At 68.9% G+C, this 20,530-nt stretch carries 20 protein-coding genes; 15 read left to right on the forward strand and 5 right to left on the reverse strand.

The window, feature by feature from the left end; all coding sequences use genetic code 11:
* The first annotated feature begins 36 nt into the window (after positions 1–36).
* From APY03_RS07395 to APY03_RS07415, 5 genes are read left to right on the forward strand one after another with little or no spacing between them, the layout of a single operon-like run.
* Positions 37–1,200 carry an ABC transporter substrate-binding protein gene (locus tag APY03_RS07395; RefSeq protein ID WP_068675392.1) on the forward strand — a complete coding sequence of 388 codons (1,164 nt, stop codon included), beginning with the start codon at positions 37–39 and terminating at the stop codon, positions 1,198–1,200.
* 10 nt (positions 1,201–1,210) lie between these two features.
* Positions 1,211–2,404: a CaiB/BaiF CoA transferase family protein gene (locus APY03_RS07400; protein ID WP_068675394.1), complete on the forward strand. Its 1,194-nt coding sequence runs from the start codon at positions 1,211–1,213 to the stop codon at positions 2,402–2,404.
* 46 nt (positions 2,405–2,450) lie between these two features.
* Complete coding sequence (locus APY03_RS07405; protein WP_068675396.1) at positions 2,451–2,915, forward strand: MaoC family dehydratase; 465 nt, start codon at positions 2,451–2,453, stop codon at positions 2,913–2,915.
* 2 nt (positions 2,916–2,917) lie between these two features.
* Entirely contained in the window at positions 2,918–3,694 is a 777-nt protein-coding gene (locus tag APY03_RS07410; protein WP_068675398.1) for an enoyl-CoA hydratase, read from the forward strand.
* Between the two features lie 26 nt (positions 3,695–3,720).
* The gene (locus tag APY03_RS07415; protein WP_083944213.1) at positions 3,721–5,376 is read left to right on the forward strand and encodes an AMP-binding protein; all 1,656 of its coding nucleotides are present in this window, start codon (positions 3,721–3,723) and stop codon (positions 5,374–5,376) included.
* Positions 5,377–5,394: 18 nt separating this feature from the next.
* Here APY03_RS07415 and APY03_RS07420 read toward each other — a convergent pair whose 3' ends face one another.
* On the reverse strand, positions 5,395–6,069 hold the full coding sequence (locus tag APY03_RS07420) for a dienelactone hydrolase family protein (protein WP_068675401.1): 675 nt from the start codon (positions 6,067–6,069) through the stop codon (positions 5,395–5,397).
* A 194-nt stretch (positions 6,070–6,263) separates the two neighbouring features.
* Here APY03_RS07420 and APY03_RS07425 point away from each other — a divergent pair, with 194 nt between their 5' ends.
* The 3 genes from APY03_RS07425 to APY03_RS07435 are packed head-to-tail and all read left to right on the forward strand — an operon-like array spanning position 6,264 to position 9,704.
* The gene (locus APY03_RS07425) at positions 6,264–7,223 is read left to right on the forward strand and encodes a LysR family transcriptional regulator (protein ID WP_068675403.1); all 960 of its coding nucleotides are present in this window, start codon (positions 6,264–6,266) and stop codon (positions 7,221–7,223) included.
* Positions 7,220–7,678, forward strand: coding sequence for a DUF2214 family protein (locus tag APY03_RS07430; protein WP_068675405.1), 459 nt, complete (start codon positions 7,220–7,222; stop codon positions 7,676–7,678). Before APY03_RS07425 ends, APY03_RS07430 begins: the two co-directional genes overlap by 4 nt.
* A gap of 4 nt (positions 7,679–7,682) precedes the next feature.
* On the forward strand, positions 7,683–9,704 hold the full coding sequence (locus APY03_RS07435) for a spermidine synthase (protein ID WP_068675407.1): 2,022 nt from the start codon (positions 7,683–7,685) through the stop codon (positions 9,702–9,704).
* 78 nt (positions 9,705–9,782) lie between these two features.
* On the opposite strand, the gene APY03_RS07440 is transcribed toward APY03_RS07435, so the two are convergent.
* Positions 9,783–10,079, reverse strand: a complete 297-nt coding sequence (locus APY03_RS07440) for a PsiF family protein (RefSeq protein ID WP_068675409.1) — start codon at positions 10,077–10,079, stop codon at positions 9,783–9,785.
* 127 nt (positions 10,080–10,206) lie between these two features.
* Between APY03_RS07440 and argS the strand changes: the two genes are divergently transcribed.
* From argS to APY03_RS07475, 7 genes are all read left to right on the forward strand, one after another.
* Positions 10,207–11,892, forward strand: coding sequence for an arginine--tRNA ligase (gene argS / locus APY03_RS07445; RefSeq protein WP_068675411.1), 1,686 nt, complete (start codon positions 10,207–10,209; stop codon positions 11,890–11,892).
* 14 nt (positions 11,893–11,906) lie between these two features.
* The gene (locus APY03_RS07450) at positions 11,907–12,620 is read left to right on the forward strand and encodes an SPOR domain-containing protein (RefSeq protein ID WP_068675413.1); all 714 of its coding nucleotides are present in this window, start codon (positions 11,907–11,909) and stop codon (positions 12,618–12,620) included.
* Positions 12,621–12,706: 86 nt separating this feature from the next.
* Positions 12,707–13,351 (forward strand): thiol:disulfide interchange protein DsbA/DsbL, encoded by a 645-nt coding sequence (locus APY03_RS07455; protein ID WP_068675414.1) that lies wholly within the window; start codon positions 12,707–12,709, stop codon positions 13,349–13,351.
* Between the two features lie 191 nt (positions 13,352–13,542).
* Positions 13,543–14,229: a lipopolysaccharide transport periplasmic protein LptA gene (lptA, locus tag APY03_RS07460; protein WP_068675416.1), complete on the forward strand. Its 687-nt coding sequence runs from the start codon at positions 13,543–13,545 to the stop codon at positions 14,227–14,229.
* 14 nt (positions 14,230–14,243) lie between these two features.
* The gene (gene lptB, locus APY03_RS07465) at positions 14,244–15,026 is read left to right on the forward strand and encodes an LPS export ABC transporter ATP-binding protein (RefSeq protein WP_068675418.1); all 783 of its coding nucleotides are present in this window, start codon (positions 14,244–14,246) and stop codon (positions 15,024–15,026) included.
* Positions 15,027–15,040: 14 nt separating this feature from the next.
* Positions 15,041–16,630 carry an RNA polymerase factor sigma-54 gene (locus APY03_RS07470; RefSeq protein ID WP_068675421.1) on the forward strand — a complete coding sequence of 530 codons (1,590 nt, stop codon included), beginning with the start codon at positions 15,041–15,043 and terminating at the stop codon, positions 16,628–16,630.
* A gap of 2 nt (positions 16,631–16,632) precedes the next feature.
* Positions 16,633–18,237, forward strand: a complete 1,605-nt coding sequence (locus tag APY03_RS07475; protein WP_068675423.1) for a phospholipase D family protein — start codon at positions 16,633–16,635, stop codon at positions 18,235–18,237.
* A gap of 70 nt (positions 18,238–18,307) precedes the next feature.
* On the opposite strand, the gene APY03_RS07480 is transcribed toward APY03_RS07475, so the two are convergent.
* From APY03_RS07480 to APY03_RS07490, 3 genes are read right to left on the reverse strand one after another with little or no spacing between them, the layout of a single operon-like run.
* A complete protein-coding gene (locus tag APY03_RS07480; protein ID WP_443082801.1) occupies positions 18,308–18,976 on the reverse strand; it encodes a YceI family protein in 669 nt (222 codons plus the stop codon).
* A 7-nt stretch (positions 18,977–18,983) separates the two neighbouring features.
* Positions 18,984–19,574: a YceI family protein gene (locus tag APY03_RS07485; protein WP_068675425.1), complete on the reverse strand. Its 591-nt coding sequence runs from the start codon at positions 19,572–19,574 to the stop codon at positions 18,984–18,986.
* Positions 19,571–20,182, reverse strand: coding sequence for a cytochrome b (locus APY03_RS07490; protein WP_068675427.1), 612 nt, complete (start codon positions 20,180–20,182; stop codon positions 19,571–19,573). Before APY03_RS07490 ends, APY03_RS07485 begins: the two co-directional genes overlap by 4 nt.
* Positions 20,183–20,530 lie beyond the last annotated feature (348 nt).

Genomic DNA, 20,530 nt, shown 5'->3' on the forward strand with positions numbered 1-20,530 from the left:
CGCTTGCCACACGGGAGGCGTCCATATAAGACAACCATGAAACACCGTACTGGCAGACGCCTCACCCTGGCTGCGGCGCTCGCGCTCGGCATTTGCGGCTTGCCGCTCCACGCGGCCGCACAGGCCAAGGGCGAGGGCGAGCCCTTCCGCGTCGGCCTGCTGGTCGCGCTGTCGGGCCCGGCCGCGGCCTACGGCGCCGACGAGCGCGCCGCGATCGAGGCCGTGACCGAGCGCGCCAACGCCGCCGGCGGCATCAACGGGCGGAAGATCGAGCTGATCGTGAAGGACACGAAGACCAACCCGACCGAAGCGGCGCGCCTGGCCAACCAGGTGATCCTCGACGACAAGGTGATCGCCATCATCGGCGCCACGACCGGCTCCGAAACGCTGGCGTTCGCGGATCTGGCGATGCGCTCCAAGGTGCCGGTGTTCCCGATGGTGGGCACGCAGTCGGTGACCGATCCGAAGGAGGCATTCTCGAAGTGGATGTTCCGCATGTCGGTGCCGATCAGCACCGATCTGCCCGCGAGCTTCGATCGAATCGTGGCCGACAAGCGCAAGCGGCTGGCGGTGTTCTCGGAAGAGGACGCCTACGGCCAGCAGGCCTCCGCGATGATGATCGAAGTGGCCAAGAAGAGCGGCCAGGTCGAAGTGGTGGAGCACGCCTCCGCCCCCAAGGCCGCGACCGACCTCACCGCGCAAGCCACCCGGATCCGCAACGCGAAGCCCGACGCCGTCTTCCTCGCCACGTCGAGCACCGGCTCCGCGGGCGCACTGCTGCGCAAGCTGCAGGAGGTCGGCCTCGACGTGCCGGTGTACGGCATGGCCGGCATCGTGCAGAAGCAGATCATCAAGAACGGCGGAAAGGCGGCGGAGAATCTGATCGCGCCCGCGCTGGTCAACCCGGACGAGGCCGGTCCGCTCGTCGATCTGTTCGACCTGCTCAAGAACAAGGGCGGCGTCGCGGGCTTCGGCGCGCTGCTGGGCGCCAACGCGATGGCCACCGTCGTGCAGGGGCTCAAGGCCGGCGCGACGGACGGCCCGAGCCTGCGCGACAAGGTCGAGACCATGGGCCCGATCAAGGGATACGCGGCAGCGCCGATCCGCTTCTCCGCCACCGACCACGACAGCTGGAACAAGGACACGCTGATCTACGTGACCGTGCGCGACGGCAAGTTCAAGAACCTGGACCCCAAGTAAGGCCCTGACGATGGCAGACGAGACCCTTCCATTGCACGGCGTGCGCATCCTCGACCTCACGCAGGTCCAGTTCGGGCCCTGCGCGACGCAGGTGCTCGGCGACTTCGGCGCAGAGATCGTCAAGATCGAGCGGCCGGGCGATGGCGACATCTCCCGCACGACGGACCCCTACATCACCGAAGCCGAGGGCCAGAGCGCCTACTTCCTCGGCCTCAACCGCAACAAGCGCGGCATGGCGCTGGACATGGGGGCGCCCGCCGGGCGCGAGATCATCCGCCAGTTGCTTCAACGGGCGGACGTGCTTGTGCACAACTTCCGCCCCGGCGTGGCCGAGCGGCTGGGACTGGGTTTCGACGAGCTGCACGCGCGGCATCCGCGCCTCATCTACGCGGCGGGCTCCGGCTTCGGCCCGCGCGGCCCGCTCGCCCACAAGGGCGGGCAGGACTTCCTGGCGCAATCGCTGTCGGGCATCGCCTCGCGCAACCCGGACGCGCAGGGCGTGCCGCAGCTCTTCCCGACCGCACTGGGGGACTTCACGTCCGGGATGATTCTCGTGCAGGGCATCCTGATGGCGCTCTACCAGCGCGAGCGCACGGGCCTGGGCCAGCGCATCGACGTCTGCCTGCTCGACGTGCTGCTCGCGATGCAGCAACAGGAAGTCACGCAGCAGCTGCTGCGCGGCAAGCCGGTCAATTGGGTCACGCAGAATCTGATCGGCATCTTCCCGACCCGCGACGGCGCGGTCACCCTGGTCGGCGTGTTCCGGCCGAACCCACTCGCCGACATTTGCCGTGCGTTCGAGATCGAGGACCTCTCCGCACGCCCCGAATACGCGGACAAGGCCTCGTGGGGCCCGAACCGCAGCGCGATCTTCGAGCTGCTGGCGCCGGCCTTCGCACGCTTCACGACGGCGGAATGCCTCGAGCGCCTGGACCGCGAGGACGTGCTGTGCGCGCCGGTGCTCACGCTGGACGAGGCGATTGCCCAGGAGCAGATCGGCACCAACGGCATGATGATCGAGTTCGACCACCCGGTGCACGGTGCCGTGCGCACCGTCGGCAACCCGCTGCACATGTCGGCCGTCTGCGCCATCGCCGCCCGCCCTGCGCCGCTGCATGGGCAGCACAACGAGGAGGTGCTTGCCGAACTCGGCTACACCGAGGCGGACATCGGCAGGCTGCGACGCGACCGCGTCATCGCCTGACCTCGCCCGCTCACTGACAGACATCCAACCATCCCACGGAGACTCCATGTTCGTCGACTTCGACACCGGCCCCCGGGCTACCATCCGCGACATCAAGATCGGCGACAAGATCGCGATCGAGAAGACCATCTCGGAATCCGACGTCTATTTGTTCGCCGGCATCTGCGGCGACTTCTCGCCCAACCACATCAACGAGCGCTACATGAAGGGCTCCCGCTTCGGCACGCGCATCGCGCAGGGCGCGCTCGTGGTCGGCTTCACCTCGGCCGCGGCCGCGATGTTCGGAATCAAGTACCGGGTCGACGGGGTCTCCGCCGGCTATGACCGCCTGCGCTTCGTCAAGCCGGTGTTCTTCGGGGACACCATCCGCATCCATTACGAGATCGCGCGCATCGACATCGAGCGCGACCGCGCCTACGCCGCCCTGAAGGTCACCAACCAGGACGACGAGGTCGTGCTCGTGGGCGACCACGTGCTGCGCTTCGTCGCCCTCGAGAGCCGGGAGGCATGAGCATGCAGGCACCAATCGTGCTCCTGGAGAAGCACGGCCCCGTAGGCCTGATCACGCTGAACCGGCCCGATGCACTCAACGCGCTGAGCACGCGTCTGATGGACGAGCTGACCGCGCACATCCGCACCTGCGAAGCGGACGAGGCGATCGGGTGCATGGTGCTGACGGGCACCGGACGCGCCTTCGCCGCCGGCGCGGACATCAAGGAGATGGCCGACAAGGGCTACGCCGACGCGCTGCTGGAGGACTTCATCACCCGCAACTGGGAAGAGGCCACGCGCTGCCGCAAGCCGATCATCGCGGCGGTCAACGGGCTCGCGCTCGGCGGCGGCTGCGAGCTGGCGATGATGTGCGACTTCATCCTGTGCTCGGAGGCCGCGCGCTTCGGCCAGCCCGAGGTGAAGGTGGGCGTGATGCCCGGCGCCGGCGGCACCCAGCGGCTGTCGCGCTCCATCGGCAAGTCCAAGGCCATGGAGATGTGCCTCACCGGCCGCATGATGGATGCGACCGAAGCCGAGCGCTGCGGGCTGGTCAGCCGCATCGTCCCAGCCGATGGCCTGGTCGAAGAGGCGCTGCGCGTCGCGACGCAGATCGCCGAGCTTTCGCGGCCGATCATCTACATGACCAAGGAGGCGGTGAACCGCTCGTTCGAGGTGCCGCTGGCCGAGGGCGTGCGCTTCGAGCGGCGCCTTGCGCACACCACGTTCGCCCTGGAGGATCACAAGGAAGGAGCCGCGGCCTTCGCTGCAAAGCGCAAGCCGGTGTACAAACACCGCTGAAATCCACTTCAGCGGCAAAAGGAACGATGCTCGACCTCCCCTTCGAGAAATGGACCCTGGGCGACGCGCTTTCGCAGCGTGTCCTGCAATCCGGCGATGCACCCTTCATCCGCATGGTCGGCAGTGGGGCGTTGGGATTCCGGAAATTCCAGGCACAGGTCCTCGGCCTTGCCGAGGCGCTGCAGCGTGAGGGGGTCGGCCCGGGCGACCGGGTCGTGATCATGGGCGGGAATTGCCTGGCCACCTTACGCGGCTGGTTCGCGCTGAACCTGCTCGGCGCCATCGACGTGACCATCAACACCGCCTACCGTGGACGTCCGCTGGAGCACGCCATCAACACGGCCCAGGCGCGCCTCATGCTCATCGGCACGCGTCACCTCGGCGTGCTCGCGGAAAGCGAGGTGCACCTGCCGCTGCTCGAGCGGGCGCTGCACTTCGACGACCACGCCCACGAAGCCGATGCGCCGGTGCCGCAGGCGGCCAGCACCCGCTTCGGCCGCATCACCCTCGCGCCGCTGCCGGCGCCCTCCCCACCCTCGGCTGGCTGGCAGGCGCCCGGCGCGCACGCGCAGGACCTGGCATCGATCATCTTCACCTCTGGCACTTCCGGGCCAGCCAAGGGAGTGATGCTGGCGCACGCGCAGACCTACCTCGTCTCGCTCGAGTCTGCGCGCCAGCTCCAGGTGCGCGAGCACGACGTCTACTACATCTTCCATCCACTTTTCCACATGTCGCCGCGCTACGTGGCGATCTACGCGGCGCTCATCGCCGGCGCCCAGGTGTGCATCGACCGCGCCTTCGACGCGGCCGAATGGCTGCAGCGAATCCGCGCCTGCGGTGCCACGGTGTCGATCGGCCACGGACCGATGCTGGAGATGATCCACGCAACGCCCGAGCGGCCGGACGATGCCGACAACCCGCTGCGCAGACTCGCGACCTCGCCCTTCCCCTGGCATATTGCCGCCGACTTCGAACGCCGCTTCGGCGTCCGCGGACTGGAGGTGTGGGGCATGACGGAGGTCAACATCCCTCTGTGGAACTCGCTCGACGAGCCGCTGCGGCCCGGGTGTGGCCGGCTCGTCTCGGACGAGTACGAGATCGCACTCGTCGACCCCGACACCGACCTTCCCGCGCCCGAGGGAGCCGCCGGCGAGATCGTCGTGCGCGGCCGGCGGCCCTGGACGCTGATGCAGGGCTACTTCGGGATGCCCGAGGCGACCCTGAAGGCGTGGCGCAACCTGTGGTTCCACACCGGCGACCTGGCCTGGAAGGATGCCGACGGGTACTACCACTTCATCGACCGCCTCGGCGACCGCATCCGTCGCCGCGCCGAAAACATTTCCTCCTACGAGATCGAGGTGGCCGCCATGCAGCACGCGTCCGTGCGCGAATGCGCGGCCGTGGGCGTGGCTTCCGAGTTCGCGAGCGACGACGACGTCCTGCTGGTCGTGGTCCCCGGAGCGGATTTCGACCCCGGCGCGCTGCTCGCCCACCTGGCGCAGGTGCTGCCTCATTTCATGGTGCCGCGCTACATCGACACGCTGGACGACCTGCCGCGCACCCCCACCAACAAGGTGCGCAAGGCAGCGCTGCGCCAGCGCGGCATCCAGGCCGCCACCTGGGACCGCAAGGCCGAAGGCGTCGACTTGCGCGCACTGGCCCGTGCGGGCCGCACTTCCTAGCGCGGGCTGCAGTCGCCGCTAGCGCGGAACGTCGAGAAACCTGAGGAACCAGTCGCGCGCCAGCACCGAGACGGTGGCGAGCGCGCCGGGCTCTTCGAACAGGTGGGTCGCGCCGGGCACGATGACCATCTCCTTCTCGCAGGGCAGTAGCGCGAGCGCTTGCCGGTTCAAGTCGATCACCACCTCGTCGTTGCCGCCGACGACCAGCAGCGTCGGCGCGCGCACGCTCGCCAGGGCCTGCCCGGCGAGGTCCGGCCGCCCGCCGCGGGACACCACCGCGCGCACGATATCGGGCCGCTGCGCCGCCGCGATGAGCGCGGCGGCAGCGCCCGTGCTCGCACCAAAGCAACCGATGTCCAGCGCGGCCGTGCGGTCGTCGGCGTGCAGCCAGTCCGTCAGCCCGATCAGCCGCTCGGCGAGCAGGCCGATGTCGAAACGCAGCCGGCGCGTGCGTTGGTCGATGGCCTCTTCCTCAGGCGTCAGCAAATCTGCAAGGACGGTGGCGAGCCGGGCCTGCACGAGCACCCCGGCGACCTGTCTGTTGCGCGGACTGAAGCGGCTGCTCCCGCTCCCATGCGCGAACAGCACAAGACCGCGGCTTTCGTCGGGCAGGCTCAGGTCGGCATCGAGAGTGGCGCCTTGCAGCGCGATCCGGAGCGCGACTTGCTGGGTGGACGATGGTGCGGAGTCCATGGCTTACACCTCCAGGCATCTGGCCGCGCGCCGCGGTCGAAAACAGTGGGAAGCAGTTCCATGCGCGGCGAGGGCCTTGGGGCAAAGATTGTAGGACGCCGTCCTGCCGCCAGAGGGACGCGCGGCATGCGGCCATGGCCTCGGCCTGGAGCGGGGCGGCGGTGCGCTCGCCCCGCTCCGGATAATCCCCGCCGATGGACCGCCTGAAGCAGCTCGAATCCTTCGTCGCGATCGCCGCCCGCGGCAGTCTCACGGCTGCCGCCAAGGCCGAGGGCGTCGCGCCCGCGATCATGGGCCGGCGCCTCGATGCGCTGGAGGAGCGGCTGGGCGTCAAGCTGATGTTGCGCACCACGCGCCGCATCACCCTCACGCACGAAGGCAGCGCCTTCCTGGAGGACTGCCAGCGCCTGCTGGTCGAGCTCGCCAATGCCGAAGCCAGCGTGAGCGCGGGCGGCGTCAAGGCCAGCGGCCACCTGCGGGTGACGGCGCCGGCGGGCTTCGGCCGGCGCCATGTCGCCCCGCTGGTTCCGCGCTTCCACGCAGTGCATCCGGAGGTGACGATCTCGCTCAACCTCAGCGACCGTGTGATCGACGTGGCCGGCGAGAACTTCGACTGCGCGGTGCGGGTGGGCGACCTGCCTGACTCCTCGCTGGTCAGCCTGCGACTGGCCGACAACCGCCGCCGCTGCGTGGCCACGCCGGAGTTCATCCGCCGGCATGGCGCCCCGCGGCATCCGAACGAGCTGGCGCGTTTCGCGTGCCTGACGCTCTCCAGCGACGCCTCGCAGACCCGCGGCTGGGCCTTTCGCGTGCCGGCAGAGGCGGGCGAGCACGAGGTCGTCTACCTGAAGCCCAGCGGCCCGCTGGACTGCTCCGACGGCCAGGTGCTGCACGACTGGTGCCTGGCTGGCCACGGCATCGCCTGGCGCAGCACCTGGGAGGTGGAGGCCGAGATCGACGCCGGCCTGCTGGTGCCGCTGCTCGACGAATTCGCCGCGCCGCCCAACGGCATCTATGCCGTCTTTCCCGAACGCAGGCCCCTGCCGCTGCGGGTGCGGCTGTGGCTGGACTTCCTGAAGGCCCAATACGCGCGGCCCGAGTTCTGGGGCGGCACAATCGCTGCGCCTGCGACTTCCACGGAAATAACCCGATGACCCTCGAAGCGATCCTTGCGTACGTGCATTTCCTCGCCATCCTGACGATGGTGGTCTTCATCGCCAGCGAGGCCGCCCTTTGCCGCGTCGAATGGCTCAACGCGGCGGCCGTCGAACGCATTGCGCGCGTGGACATGGTGTACGGGATCGCGGCCATCGCAGTGCTCCTGACCGGCCTGGCACGCACCTGGTGGGGCATCAAGGGCACGGCCTGGTACTGGACCAATCCGCTGCTGCACGTGAAGCTGGGGCTCTTCATCATCATCGGGGTGCTCTCGATCTTCCCGACGCTCACCTACTTCCGCTGGCGCAAGGCGGTGCGCGCCAGCGGCACGCTGCCCGATGCAGCCGAGATCAGGAAAACGCGCAAGCTGGTGATGATCCAGGCCCACCTGATCGCGCTGATCCCGCTGGTGGCCGTCTTCCTGGCGCGCGGCTTCGGCGCGCGAGGGTAGCGACATGCAGCCGGCGTCGACCAAGGCGCTGTTCGCCGGCACCATCTTCATCAGCGCCTTCCTGCTGTTCCTGGTACAGCCGCTGGTCGCCAAGCAGATCCTGCCCTGGTTCGGCGGCTCGGCGGCGGTGTGGTCCGTCTGCATGGTGTTCTTCCAGGTCGCGCTGCTGGCGGGCTACGCCTATGCCGACTGGATCTCCCGCAGGCTCCAGCCGCGCACGCAGGCGAAGCTGCATGGCGCGCTGCTGCTGGCCAGCCTGGCCTTCATGCCGGTGCTGGCGGACGCCTCCTGGAAGCCCGGCGGCGGCGAGGAGCCGACGCTGCGCATCCTCGGCCTGCTGGTCGCGACCATCGGGCTGCCGTACTTCCTGCTGTCCACGACCGGGCCGCTGGTGCAGGCATGGATCACGCGCACACCGTGGGGCGCGCAGGTGTACCGCTACTTCTCGCTGTCCAACCTGGCGTCGCTGGCGGCGCTGCTGTGCTATCCCGTGCTGATCGAGCCGCACAGCACCGTGCAGCAGCAGGCCTGGACCTGGTCGATCGGCTATGGCCTGTTCGTGCTGCTGTGCGGGGCCACCGCCGTCTACGTGGCGGCGCGCTGGCCCGCGGCGATGCCGGCCGCAACGGGCACGGGCAACGGCCCGGACACGAAGCCGCGCGTCATCGACCAGCTGCTTTGGCTCCTGCTGCCGGCGCTCGGGTCCTGGCTGCTGCTGGCCGTGACCAACCACCTCACGCAGAACGTGGCGCCGGTGCCGTTCCTCTGGGTGCTGCCGCTGTCGGTCTACCTGCTGTCCTTCATCCTGAGCTTCGAAAGCGACCGCTGGTACCGCCGCGCCGTGGTCCTGCCGCTCGCGGCCGCGATGCTGGCGCTCTGCGCCTACGGACTGCAGGACAGCATCGGCTCGAACCTGCGCACGGGGTTGCCGATCTACCTGGTCGGGCTGTTCCTGCTGTGCCTCTGCCTGCACGGCGAAACGGCACGCCTGCGGCCGGCGTCCGCCCACCTGACGCGCTTCTACCTGATGCTCGCGCTGGGCGGCGCGGTTGGCGGGGCGCTGGTCGGCCTGGTGGCACCGCATGTGCTGCCCACCTTCTACGAGCTGGGCATCGGGCTGGTGCTGTGCGCGCTCGCGGCGGCGCTGGTGTGGCGGCACCGGCGCATGGGCGTGCTGGCATCGCTGGCGATGGCGGCCTGCTGCGGCTGGTTCCTGGCCGAGGAACTGCGCGACGACGCGCGCGCCAGGCGCATGGACCGCAACTTCTACGGCGCGATGATGGTGGTCGACTCCGGCATCCTGCCCGACGATCGGGTGCGGCGCCTCTACCACGGCGCTACCCTGCACGGGGAGCAATACCTGTCGAGCGCGAACCGGCGCTGGCCCGGCTCCTACTACAGCAGCAGCTCCGGCGTGGGCCGGGCGATCGAGGCGGCGCCCGCCGGCCCGCGCCGTGTCGGCCTCATCGGGCTGGGCGCGGGCACGCTGGCCGCCTACGGCCGCCCGGGGGATGTCTACCGCGTCTACGAAATCAACCCGCGTGTCTTCGACCTGGCCGATACGGAGTTCAGCTACCTGCGCGACAGCGAGGCGCTCATCGAGCGCGTGCTCGGCGACGCCCGCCTGGCGCTCGAGCGCGAAGCGCCGCAGCGATTCGACCTGCTGGCCGTGGACGCCTTCTCGGCCGACTCGGTGCCCGCACACCTGCTGACCGTGCAGGCCATGGACATCTACCTGCGCCACATGAAGCCCGGCGGCGTCATCGCGTTCCACGTGTCCAATCGCTACCTCCATCTCGACGCCGTGGTGGCGAAGCTCGCGCAGGTGCGCGGCCTGCACACGGCACTGATCGACGACGACCCGGACGCGCTCGACGTCGAGCGCAGCATCTGGATGCTGGTGGCCAGCGATGCGCAGGCCCTTCAGGGCGAGCCTGTACGCAGCGTCGCGACGCAGCCCAGGCCGGCCGAAGACCTGGCGCCATGGACCGACGACTTCAACAACCTGTTCAGTGTTCTAAGGTAGTCAGAGGAGCCCGATCGGGCCATGAAGAAGCCCCGCCTGGCACGTGCCCGCGGGGCATTGTTACGGAAGCAGCGAAGCTCAGGCGGCCGGCTTGGCGCTCAGGCACTCCTTCATGAAGGCCTTGCGCTCGTCGCCCTTCAGCGTCTTGGCCTTGGGGTCGGCGTTGCAGGTCTTCATTCTGTCCTGCTGCGTCACCGGCTTGGCAGAGAGGCAGGACTTCATGAAGGCCTTGCGTTCATCGCCCTTCTTGTCGCCAGCTTCCTTGTTGCAGGTCGCCATCTTGCTTTGCTGCGCCGTCGGGGCCTTGTCCTGCGCGTGCGCGGCGCCGATGAAGAGACAGGCGGCCATGGCCATCAGGGGGAGAAGCTTCTTCATGGTGTGATGTCCTCGGGGTGGGTCGTGAAGGCAGCCCCGTCCGGGGCCGCCCATGCTAACGGGCGCCCCCGACCGGCGGATGACCGTCGCCGCCCAGGGCCGGGTTTGCCCCCGGTAAAATCCCGCGATGCTATTGGTCAAACAGGAGCTGCTCGCGGCGCTCGCGAACACGCTCGAATCCCTTTCCCCCGGCTCCGGCGCCAAGGCGATCTTCGAATCGCCCAAGGTCGCAGCCCATGGCGACCTCGCCTGCACGGCGGCCATGCCGCTGGCCAAGCCGCTCGGGCGCAAGCCGCGCGAGCTGGCCGAGGACATCAGCGCCGCGCTGCGCGCCACGCCTGCCTTCCAGCAATGGGTCGATGCCATCGAGATCGCCGGCCCGGGCTTCCTCAACATCCGGCTCAAGACCGCTGCCAAGCAGCAGGTGGTGCGCGAAGTGCTCGCCGCCGGCGAGGCCTTCGGCCGCGAGCACGAGACCGGCGAACGCGTGCTGGTCGAGTTCGTCTCCGCCAATCCCACCGGCCCGCTGCACGTGGGCCACGGCCGCCAGGCCGCGCTGGGCGATGCCATCTGCAACCTGCTTGCGACGCAGGGCGCGCAGGTGTATCGCGAGTTCTATTACAACGACGCCGGCGTGCAGATCCAGACCCTGGCCACCAGCACCCAGCTGCGCGCCAAGGGCTTCAAGCCCGGCGATCCGCAGTGGCCCGAGCAGGCCTACAACGGCGAATACATCGCCGACATCGCCGAGGACTTCAAGGCGAGGAAGACGGTGCGCTCGGACGATCGCGAATACACCGCCAGCGGCGACGTGGAGGACATCGATTCGATCCGCCAGTTCGCAGTGGCCTACCTGCGCCACGAGCAGGACCTGGACCTCAAGGCGTTCCAGGTGCGCTTCGACAACTACTACCTCGAGTCCAGCCTCTACACCAGCGGCCGGGTCGAGGCCACGGTGAAGAAGCTCGTCGAGGCCGGCAAGACCTACGAGCAGGATGGCGCGCTGTGGCTGAAGTCGACCGACTACGGCGACGACAAGGATCGCGTCATGCGCAAGGGGGACGGCAGCTACACCTATTTCGTGCCCGACGTCGCCTATCACCTGGCCAAGTGGGAGCGCGGCTTCCACAAGGTGGTGAACATCCAGGGCACCGACCACCACGGCACGATCGCGCGGGTGAAGGCGGGCCTGCAGGCGGCCAGTGAAATGGCCGGGCTAGGCATCCCGACGGGCTACCCCGACTACGTGCTGCACACCATGGTCCGCGTGATGCGCGGCGGCGAGGAGGTCAAGATCAGCAAGCGCGCCGGCAGCTACGTCACGCTGCGCGACCTGATCGAGTGGACCAGCACCGATGCCGTGCGCTTCTTCCTGCTGAGCCGCAAGCCCGATACCGAGTACACCTTCGACGTCGACCTCGCGCTGGCACAGAACAACGACAACCCGGTCTACTACGTGCAGTACGCCCATGCGCGCATCTGCTCGGTGCTGGCGGCCTGGGGCGGGAATGCGGCGGCGCTCGCGCAGGCGGAGCTTTCGCCGCTCGAGAGCCCGGCCGCGCAATCGCTGCTGCTGATGCTGGCCAGATACCCCGACATGCTGGCCGCAGCGGCCCAGGACTTCGCGCCGCACGACGTCACCTTCTACCTGCGTGAGCTGGCCGCGGCCTACCACAGCTACTACGACGCCGAGCGCATCCTGGTCGACGACGAGCCGGTGAAACTGGCCCGCCTGGCGCTGGTCGCCGCCACCGCGCAGGTGCTGCACAATGGCCTCGCGATTCTCGGCGTGAGCGCGCCGCGCAAGATGTGATTGCTACCCTCACCATGACTCAAAGAAGACAACGCGGCAATATCGTCATCGGCCTGATCATCGGGCTGGTGCTGGGCCTCGGCGTGGCGCTGGGCATCGCGGTCTACGTGACCAAGGTGCCCATCCCCTTCATGACCAAGACCCAGCGCGGCGGCCCCGAGCAGGACGAGGCCGAGGCGCGCAAGAACCGCGACTGGAACCCGAATGCCCCCCTGGCCGGCAAGGCGGGTGCCGTGCGTCCGCCTGAACCGCCGCCTGCCCCCGCGGCGCCGCAGCCTTCCGCCGCCGTGCCGGGCGCGCCGCAGACCGCGCCCGCCCCGGTGGTGGTGCCGCCGGCGGCCCAGCAACAGCAACAACAACGCGCCGCACGCGCCCCCGTGCCGGCCGAAGCCAACGCGCTGCCACCATCCAACGACCCGATCGGCGACCTCGCGCGTTCGCGTTCGAGCGCCGGCACCACCACGGCCGCTGCCCCGCCGAGCAGCAGCGATCCCTTCATGTACTTCGTGCAGGCCGGCGCCTTCCGCACCCCCGAGGACGCCGAGACGCAGCGTGCCAGGCTCTCGCTGATGGGCGTGGAGGCACGGGTCACCGAGCGCGAACAGGCCGGCCGCACCGTCTACCGGGTACGTGCGGGGCCTTTCAACAAGAAGGAAGATGCCGACCGGCTCAAGGAACGGCTCGACGGCGGCGGCCTCGAATCGGCCCTGGTGCGCGTGCAGCGCTGAGCCTTCGTCTTTTCGCGCCCGCGCCGTCCCCGGGGAACTCCCGGCGCCATCGCGGGCTCTGTCAGCCGCACAGGAGAACCTTACACATGAAACGCCGTGACTTTTCGCTGGCCGCCACCTCGCTGGGGCTGCTTCCCCTGATCACCCCCGCGCACGCGCAGACGCTGGCGCCCAAGGCGGGCACCGACTACGCAGTGCTCGACAAGCGCGTGCCGGTCGATGCGCCGGCCGGCAAGGTCGAGGTGATCGAATTCTTCTGGTACAACTGCCCGCACTGCAACGCCTTCGAGCCCACGCTCGAGAGCTGGATCAGGAAGCTCCCGCCTCACGTAGCCTTCAAGCGCGTGCCGGTCGCCTTCCAGACCAGCTTCCAGCCGCAGCAGAAGCTGTACTACGCGCTCGAGGCCATGGGCAAGGTCGACGAATACCAGCGCAAGGTCTTCGCCGCCATCCACCAGCAGCGGCAGAACCTCTCGGGCGAGCAGCAGATCCTCGACTGGGCTGCCGCCAATGGCCTCGACAAGGCCAAGTTCACCGAGCAGTACAAATCCTTCAGCGTGGCAAGCAAGATCCAGCGCGCCAAGCAGCTGCAGGACGCCTACCAGGTGGCCGGCGTGCCCTCGATCGGCGTCGCGGGGCGCTGGTATGTGGACGGCGACCTCGCGCGCAGCATGGAGCGCGCCTTGCAGGTCACCGACTACCTGGTCGGCGAAGCGCGCAAGAGCGCCTGAGGCCGCTCTGCTCTTCCCCCGCAAAAGCCCGCCTCGGTGGGCTTTTTCCATCGCCGGGCCGCCCCAAGATGAAAAACGCCCCCTGGGCGGCACCGACCACACGAAGTGAGGGGCGTGGGGGCCGTTTTCATCCCGGTGCTCGAAGTCCCGTTCATGAGGACGCATACAATCCCAGCAAGTTTCGTGCCTTTATGACTTCGTTCGCAATTCCCCTCCGCCCTACCCACTTCTGTCGTGCTTTCGTATTCGCCTTGATGCTGGGGGGGCTCGTCCCGCTGGCGCAGGCCGAGAAGGCCGACCGCACCAAGCCGATGAACATCGAGGCCGACGCGATGCGCTATGACGACCTCAAGCAGACCAGCGTGTTCACCGGCAACGTGGTGGTGACCAAGGGCACGATCATCATCCGCGGCACCCGCATCGACGTGCGGCAGGACCCGGAAGGCTACCAGTACGGCGTGGTCACCGCGGCGCCCGGCAAGCTGGCCTATTACAAGCAGAAGCGCGACGCCGGCACCGACGAGTGGATCGAGGGCGAATCGGAAGTGATCGAGTACGACAGCCGCGCAGACAACGTGAAATTCATCCGCCGCGCCGTGATGCGCCGCCTCTACGGCGCGACCGTCAACGACGAGAGCAGCGGGCAGCTGATCGTCTACGACCAGAGCAACGACACCTTCACCGTCAACGGCTCCTCGCTGCCGCCCAACGCGGGCGTTGCGACGCAGGGCGGGCGCGTGCGGGCCATTCTCACGCCCAAGCCCGCCGCCTCGGCGCCGGCTCCCGGCAGCCGGCCGGCCGCGGCGCCTGCCGCAGCACCGGCGAGCGGCAGTGGCCTGCGCTCCACCACCACGCTCGGCGGGGAAGAGCGCAAGTGAGGGCGGACCCCGACATGGCCGCCAATGGCCCCGGCGAAGCGACGGGCAGCCGCCTCGAGGCGCGCGGCCTGCAGAAGACCTACGGCAGCCGCAGGGTGGTCAAGGACGTCTCGCTGGGCGTCGACAAGGGCGAGGTGGTCGGCCTGCTGGGCCCCAACGGCGCCGGCAAGACCACCTCCTTCTACATGATCGTCGGCCTGGTGAGGGCGGACGCGGGCGAGATCAGCATCGACGGCGTGCCGATCGCGCACATGCCGATCCACCGCCGCTCCCGCATGGGCTTGAGCTACCTGCCGCAGGAAGCCTCCATCTTCCGCAAGCTGTCGGTCGAGGAGAACGTGCGAGCGGTGCTCGAGCTGCAGCGCGAGCCGAACGGCGACGGCCGGCCGCTGCCGCTGTCGAAGGAGCGCATCGAGGAGCGCCTGAGCGAGCTGCTGCACGACCTGCGCGTGGAGCACCTGCGCGATTCCCCCGCGCTGGCGCTGTCGGGGGGCGAACGCCGCCGCGTCGAGATCGCGCGCGCACTGGCCACCCAGCCGCGCTTCATCCTGCTGGACGAGCCCTTCGCCGGCATCGATCCGATCGCGGTGATCGAGATCCAGCGGATCATCAACTTCCTGAAGGAGCGCGGCATCGGCGTGCTCATCACCGACCACAACGTGCGCGAGACGCTGGGCATCTGCGATCACGCCTTCATCATCAGCGACGGGCATGTGCTGGCACAAGGCACGCCATCGGAGATCGTCGACAACGCCGAGGTGCGGCGCGTCTACCTCGGCGAGCACTTCCGGATGTAAGGGCCTGTCATCCAATGAAGCAAGGGCTCTCGCTGCGCGTCTCGCAGCACCTCGCGCTGACGCCGCAACTGCAGCAGTCGATCCGGCTGCTGCAGCTGTCCACGCTCGAGTTGAGCCAGGAGGTCGAGCAGATGCTCGACGAGAACCCTTTCCTCGAGCGCGCGGCTGACGAGGCGCCGCGCGAGGAGTTCGGGCTCGAGTCGGCCGATGCGCCGGTGCGCGAAGATGACCGCCAGGTCGACAGCGAGTCCGAGTTCGTCGCGCCCCTCGCTGCCGCGTCCGCCGACAGTACGCCGGCCTCCCCTGCCGACGGCGAGACAGCCGCGGCCGCCGAAGGCCCGGAGGGCGAGCCCGACTGGGAAGGCGACGGCACGGTCGACCTCGCACCGGACGACAGCGAATGGGGCGGGGACGCGCCCGCGCGCAACAGCGGCACCGGCGACGACGAGCGCCCGGATGCGGCCGAGCTCGCCAGCAGCCAGGAGTCGCTGCAGTCCTTCCTGCATCGCCAGGCGCTGAGCCTGCGCCTGGAGGAGAACGACCGCGCCGCGCTGCGCTTCCTGATCGAGTCGCTCAACGACGACGGTTACCTCGAGGACTCCCTGCCGGCCCTGGCTTCCGGACTGGCCGGCGACGACAACGACCAGTTCGACGAGCTGGTTCACCACTTCCAGGTCGCGCTCGGCCTGCTGCAGAGCCTGGAGCCGGTCGGCGTCGGTGCGCGCAGCCTGGCCGAGTGCCTCGCCATCCAGCTGCGCGCGCAGCAGGACGAGGACGAGACCGAGGACGAGAAGCAGGTGCGCCGAACCGCGATGGCGATCTGCAAGCAGCCGATGGAGCTTCTCGCCAAGCGCGACTTCAAGCGCCTGGCCACGCTCACCCGCAGCAACGAGGAGGAAGTGCGCGCCGCCCTGCAGCTGATTGCGCGGCTCGAGCCCAAGCCCGGGCGCCGCTTCGCCAACGTCGAGCGCAACATCGTCATCCCCGACGTGATCGTCACGCGCATCGGCCACGGCACCAGCGCCAGGTTCCGCGTCATGCTCAACCCCGAGGTGATGCCGCGGCTGCGCGTGCACGACATCTACGCCGGCGCGCTGAAGGCGCACAAGGGCGAGGGCAGCCAGGCGCTGTCGCAGCGGCTGCAGGAGGCGCGCTGGTTCATCAAGAACATCCAGCAGCGCTTCGACACCATCCTGCGCGTGTCGAACGCGATCGTGGAGCGGCAGAAGAACTACTTCGTCCACGGCGAGCTCGCCATGCGCCCGCTGGTGCTGCGCGAGATCGCCGACGAGCTGGGCCTGCACGAATCCACCATCAGCCGCGTGACCACCGCCAAGTACATGTCCACGCCCTACGGCACGGTCGAGCTCAAGTACTTCTTCGGCTCGGCGCTGGGGACCGAGACCGGCGGCAACGCCTCCAGCACCGCGGTGCGCGCGCTCATCAAGCAGTTCGTGAGCGCCGAGGACGTGAAGAAGCCGCTGTCGGACAGCCAGGTTTCCGAGATGCTCAAGGAACAGGGCATCGAGTGCGCACGCCGCACGGTGGCCAAGTACCGCGAGGCGCTACGCATCGCGCCCGCCAACCTGCGCAAGGCCTTGTAGCGATGCGCGCGCTTCCAAGCCGCTGGCCGCAGTGGGTGCGCCTGGGCTTGGCATTGGGGGCACTGCTCTTCCTGGCCAGCGGCTGCGCCATGCTGCCTGCCGAGTTCGAGCGCACGCCCTCCAGGGCCGTGCCGCTGTCTCCCGACACCGCGCTGGGCCGAATCGCGAAAAGCGCGCAGCCCGACCCCGACCTGAGCGGCTTCCGCCTGATGCCCGGCGGCGATTTCGCGCTTGACACCCGGCTCGAGCTGGCACGCCGGGCGCAGCGCACGCTGGACGTGCAGTACTACCAGATCCACAACGACGAGACCGGCCGCTACCTGCTGCGCACGCTGCGCGACGCCGCCCTTCGCGGCGTGCGCGTGCGCCTGCTGATGGACGATCTCTACACCTCGGGCGAGGACGAACTCCTGCTGGGCCTGGCCGCGACCCCCAACCTCGAGCTGCGCCTGTTCAACCCCTTCCCCGCCGGGCGCGGCAGCATGCTCGGGCGCTTCTCGGCCTCGCTGTTCGACTTCAGCCGCGTCAACCGGCGCATGCACAACAAGCTCTTCATCGCCGACGGCGCGATGGCGGTGGCCGGGGGGCGCAACATCGGCAACGAATACTTCACGCAGACGGCAGGCGCCAATTTCATCGACCTCGACACTTTCGTCGCCGGCGCGCTGATCCCGCGGCTGGCCAGCCTGTTCGACCAGTACTGGAACAGCGATTACGTGCGCCCCATCGAGACCGTGGTGGCATCCTCCGTGCCGCGCGAGGAACGCCAGCGCCGCTTCGAGGCGCTGAGCGGTCCGCAGACCACGCCGCCCCCGCGCCCGCCTGCGCCCAACGACGTACTGGGCTACAGCCCGATCGTGGAGGACATCAAGGCCGGCAGGCTGGGCCTGATCTGGACCCGCGCCGAGGCATACGCCGATTCGCCGGACCGCGTGATCGGCAAGCAGGTGACCTATGGCGGCATCCCGCTGCTGGACGTCGACAGCGTGCGCTACAACGTGATCGAGCAGATCCGCCGCGGGCGCTCCGACGTGACCATCGTCTCGCCCTACCTCATCCCCGGCAAGGGCGGGCTGGAGGCGATGCGCGAAGTGCGCAGGCGCGGCATGAAGATCAGCGTGGTCACCAACTCGCTGGCCGCCACCGACGAGCCGGTGGTACACACCGGGTACCGCCGCTACCGCGAAGACATGCTCAGGCTCGGCGCCGAGATCCACGAGCTCAGCTCCCAGCGCACCCGCCGCAGCGTGCGCCTCGGCCTCTTCGGCACGCAGATCGGGCGCCTGCATGCCAAGTCGGCAGTGATCGACGGGCGCACCCTCTTCGTCGGCTCGATGAACTTCGACCCGCGCTCCGACGTGCACAACACCGAGATCGGGCTGATCATCTTCAGCCCCGAGATGGCGCAGCAGGTGCTCAAGCTGATCGAGGTGCTCAAGCAGCAGGGCGCCTACAAGGTGCGCTTCGCGCCGGGCACCGAGCGCATCGAATGGGTCAGCGAGGAGGCCGGCGTGGAGCAGGTGCTGACCAGCGAGCCCGACTCCACCTTCTGGGACCGGTTGATGCTGGAGATCCTCGCGCCGCTGGCGCCGGAGAGTCTGCTGTAGAGAAGGCCGAGGTGGTCACAACCCGTGACCGATCTGCGGAGTCCCGCTTTCCGGATAGCCAGCCTCGGACTCAGCTCGGCCCCCCGGTGATGTTCACCGCCTCCACCTGTACCAGCAGCCGCACCTTGTCCTCGAACCCGAAGGGGATGCCCCATGTGATCCCCCAGTTGCTGCGCTCCACCGTCGTCTCGAAGTCGCCGCCGCAGACCTGGCGCTTGATGAGCGGGCTCAGGTAGCAGCCGAAGCGGTTGGCCTTGAGCTTGATCGGCCGGGTCTGGCCCATCATCGTGAGCGAGCCCTCGACCTCGGTCACCTTGTCGCCGCTGAAGTCGATCTTGTCGGCCACGAAGCGGGCAACAGGAAACTCGGCGACGTTGAAGAAATCCCTGCTCAGCACGTGGCGGTTGAGCAGGTCGACGCCGGTGTTGATGGAGCCGATGTCCATCGTGATGTCGATCCTGCCGCCCTTGCCCGTTCCATCGATCTTGATGGTGCCGTCCTTGGTGCTGAAGCGGCCGCGGTTGGTGGTGGTGCCGTAGTGGCCCATCTCGTACATCACGAAGGTGTGCGTGGGGTCGACTACATAGCTCGCGCCCTTGACCGGCCCGCCTGCAGGCGCCGCGGCCATTTCCGGCGCAGTCTGTGCGCAGGCCAGGGCGGCGCCAGCCAGCAGCGCGGCGGCAACAACGGACTTGATCATCTTCGTGGCGTGCTTGGGCATGGCGGTGGATGCGTGCATGGCAAAGTCAGAGTGGACGCAGGCCTGTCAGGACGAGCTTGAAGCGCACCTGCACTTCGTCGCCGATCATCGAGGTGTCGGCCCATTCGCCCTCGCCGACCTTGAAGGCGAGGCGCTGGATCGTAAAGCTTCCGGCGGCGGTCGAGCGGTCCGCGGACTGGGTGATCGTCACCGGCACCACGAGTTCCTGCGTTTGGCCCTTGATGGTCAACCGGCCGGCGATCTCGAAGCGGCCGCCGCCGAGGCCCCTGATCACGCCGGACTGGAAACTGGCCTTGGGAAAGCGCGCGGTGTCGAACCAGGGCGCCTTGGGCAGCTCGGCATCGCTCTGCGGGACGCCCAGCGTGGCGCTCGCCATGTCGATCTGCAGCGCGACGGTGCCGCCCTCGGGCTTCTTCGGGTCGAAAGCGACCTGGGCATCGAACTTCCGGAACTGGCCCTCGACCGGCACCCCCATCTGCTTGCTGACGAAGCCGATCTGGCTGATGCCCGGCACGAGTTGGGCCATGGGCTCGGCGCCAGCCGCGGCGGCGGCCGAGGCGACGAGGATCAGCGCGGCCGCGCACAGGGTGCGCCACGCGAGGCGAAGAAGGCTCATCGGGCGTGCCCCTGGTGCGAGAAAGGCCACATGCGGTCCAGCAAGCCGTCGTGGTCGATGAAGTGATGCTTGAGCGCTGCCGCCGCGTGCAGCAGCGCCACGCCCCCCAGCGCAAAGGCGCTGCCCTGGTGCAGCGGCTTCAGCACCGCCTCGGCGAAGTCCTTGTCCACCGGCACGAAGTCCGGCAGCGGCACCAGGCCCAGCCAGACGACGGGAAGGCCGAGCGCCGAGCTGTAGGCCCAGCCGGCCAACGGCACCGCGAAGAACAGCAGGTAGAGCAGCAGGTGCGTGCCGTGGTGCGCCACCAGTTGCCAGCCCGGCATGGCCTCCGCGATGCAGGCCGGCAGCGGCGGCGGCGGGTGCGACAGGCGCCACAGCAGCCGCAGCGCCGTCAGCCCCAGGATGGCGATGCCGGCCCACTTGTGCCAATTGAAGAGCTTGAGCCGCAGCGGCGAGAAAGGCAGGCCGCTCATGTAGAGGCCGACGCTGAAGGAGGCGACGATCATCAGCGCGAGCAGCCAGTGCAGTGTCATCGCCACCGCGCCGTAGCGGCGGGCGGGGACACGTTGGGCGGCTGCAGCCTGGGATTTCAGCGGCTCGGCGGGCATGGGCGGAGCATAAGGCCACGGGCGCGCCGCCCCGGCGCGTCACGCCTTGCGCGTCGCGCTAGCCGATGCTCCAGCGCGCGATCAGCAGCAGGCCCGGGCCCAGCACCAGCAGCAGCACGACGGGCACCACCAGCCAGGGCGCGTCGTGCTGCTCGGGGTTGTCCAGTGTCTTCATGGCGGTCTTCTTTCGACGTTCAGAAGGTGCTCACCGCTTCATCGGGCACCGGCTCGGCATTGCGCAGCACCTCGCTGGCGGCAGGGACCGAAGGATCCCGGCCACCGGCAACTGCGGGCGCGGCGACCGTGGGCACGGCGGAGTGGCTCCCCCCCCCCCCCCCCCCCCCCCCC

Origin of the sequence: Variovorax sp. WDL1 (assembly GCF_001541225.1) — a bacterium.
Classification (GTDB): Bacteria; Pseudomonadota; Gammaproteobacteria; order Burkholderiales; family Burkholderiaceae_C; genus Variovorax.

What these genes read in the sequence shown, in the direction of transcription:
- lptA (WP_068675416.1), top strand. Translation starts at nt 13,543, where the DNA reads ATGACTTCGTTCGCAATTCCCCTCCGCCCTACCCACTTCTGTCGTGCT.
- APY03_RS07405 (WP_068675396.1), top strand. Translation starts at nt 2,451, where the DNA reads ATGTTCGTCGACTTCGACACCGGCCCCCGGGCTACCATCCGCGACATC.
- APY03_RS07490 (WP_068675427.1), bottom strand. Translation starts at nt 20,182, where the DNA reads ATGCCCGCCGAGCCGCTGAAATCCCAGGCTGCAGCCGCCCAACGTGTC.
- APY03_RS07450 (WP_068675413.1), top strand. Translation starts at nt 11,907, where the DNA reads ATGACTCAAAGAAGACAACGCGGCAATATCGTCATCGGCCTGATCATC.
- argS (WP_068675411.1), top strand. Translation starts at nt 10,207, where the DNA reads ATGCTATTGGTCAAACAGGAGCTGCTCGCGGCGCTCGCGAACACGCTC.
- APY03_RS07420 (WP_068675401.1), bottom strand. Translation starts at nt 6,069, where the DNA reads ATGGACTCCGCACCATCGTCCACCCAGCAAGTCGCGCTCCGGATCGCG.
- APY03_RS07425 (WP_068675403.1), top strand. Translation starts at nt 6,264, where the DNA reads ATGGACCGCCTGAAGCAGCTCGAATCCTTCGTCGCGATCGCCGCCCGC.
- APY03_RS07395 (WP_068675392.1), top strand. Translation starts at nt 37, where the DNA reads ATGAAACACCGTACTGGCAGACGCCTCACCCTGGCTGCGGCGCTCGCG.
- APY03_RS07435 (WP_068675407.1), top strand. Translation starts at nt 7,683, where the DNA reads ATGCAGCCGGCGTCGACCAAGGCGCTGTTCGCCGGCACCATCTTCATC.
- APY03_RS07415 (WP_083944213.1), top strand. Translation starts at nt 3,721, where the DNA reads ATGCTCGACCTCCCCTTCGAGAAATGGACCCTGGGCGACGCGCTTTCG.
- APY03_RS07410 (WP_068675398.1), top strand. Translation starts at nt 2,918, where the DNA reads ATGCAGGCACCAATCGTGCTCCTGGAGAAGCACGGCCCCGTAGGCCTG.
- APY03_RS07430 (WP_068675405.1), top strand. Translation starts at nt 7,220, where the DNA reads ATGACCCTCGAAGCGATCCTTGCGTACGTGCATTTCCTCGCCATCCTG.
- APY03_RS07470 (WP_068675421.1), top strand. Translation starts at nt 15,041, where the DNA reads ATGAAGCAAGGGCTCTCGCTGCGCGTCTCGCAGCACCTCGCGCTGACG.
- APY03_RS07480 (WP_443082801.1), bottom strand. Translation starts at nt 18,976, where the DNA reads ATGCACGCATCCACCGCCATGCCCAAGCACGCCACGAAGATGATCAAG.
- APY03_RS07455 (WP_068675414.1), top strand. Translation starts at nt 12,707, where the DNA reads ATGAAACGCCGTGACTTTTCGCTGGCCGCCACCTCGCTGGGGCTGCTT.
- APY03_RS07475 (WP_068675423.1), top strand. Translation starts at nt 16,633, where the DNA reads ATGCGCGCGCTTCCAAGCCGCTGGCCGCAGTGGGTGCGCCTGGGCTTG.
- APY03_RS07440 (WP_068675409.1), bottom strand. Translation starts at nt 10,079, where the DNA reads ATGAAGAAGCTTCTCCCCCTGATGGCCATGGCCGCCTGTCTCTTCATC.
- APY03_RS07400 (WP_068675394.1), top strand. Translation starts at nt 1,211, where the DNA reads ATGGCAGACGAGACCCTTCCATTGCACGGCGTGCGCATCCTCGACCTC.
- APY03_RS07485 (WP_068675425.1), bottom strand. Translation starts at nt 19,574, where the DNA reads ATGAGCCTTCTTCGCCTCGCGTGGCGCACCCTGTGCGCGGCCGCGCTG.
- lptB (WP_068675418.1), top strand. Translation starts at nt 14,244, where the DNA reads ATGGCCGCCAATGGCCCCGGCGAAGCGACGGGCAGCCGCCTCGAGGCG.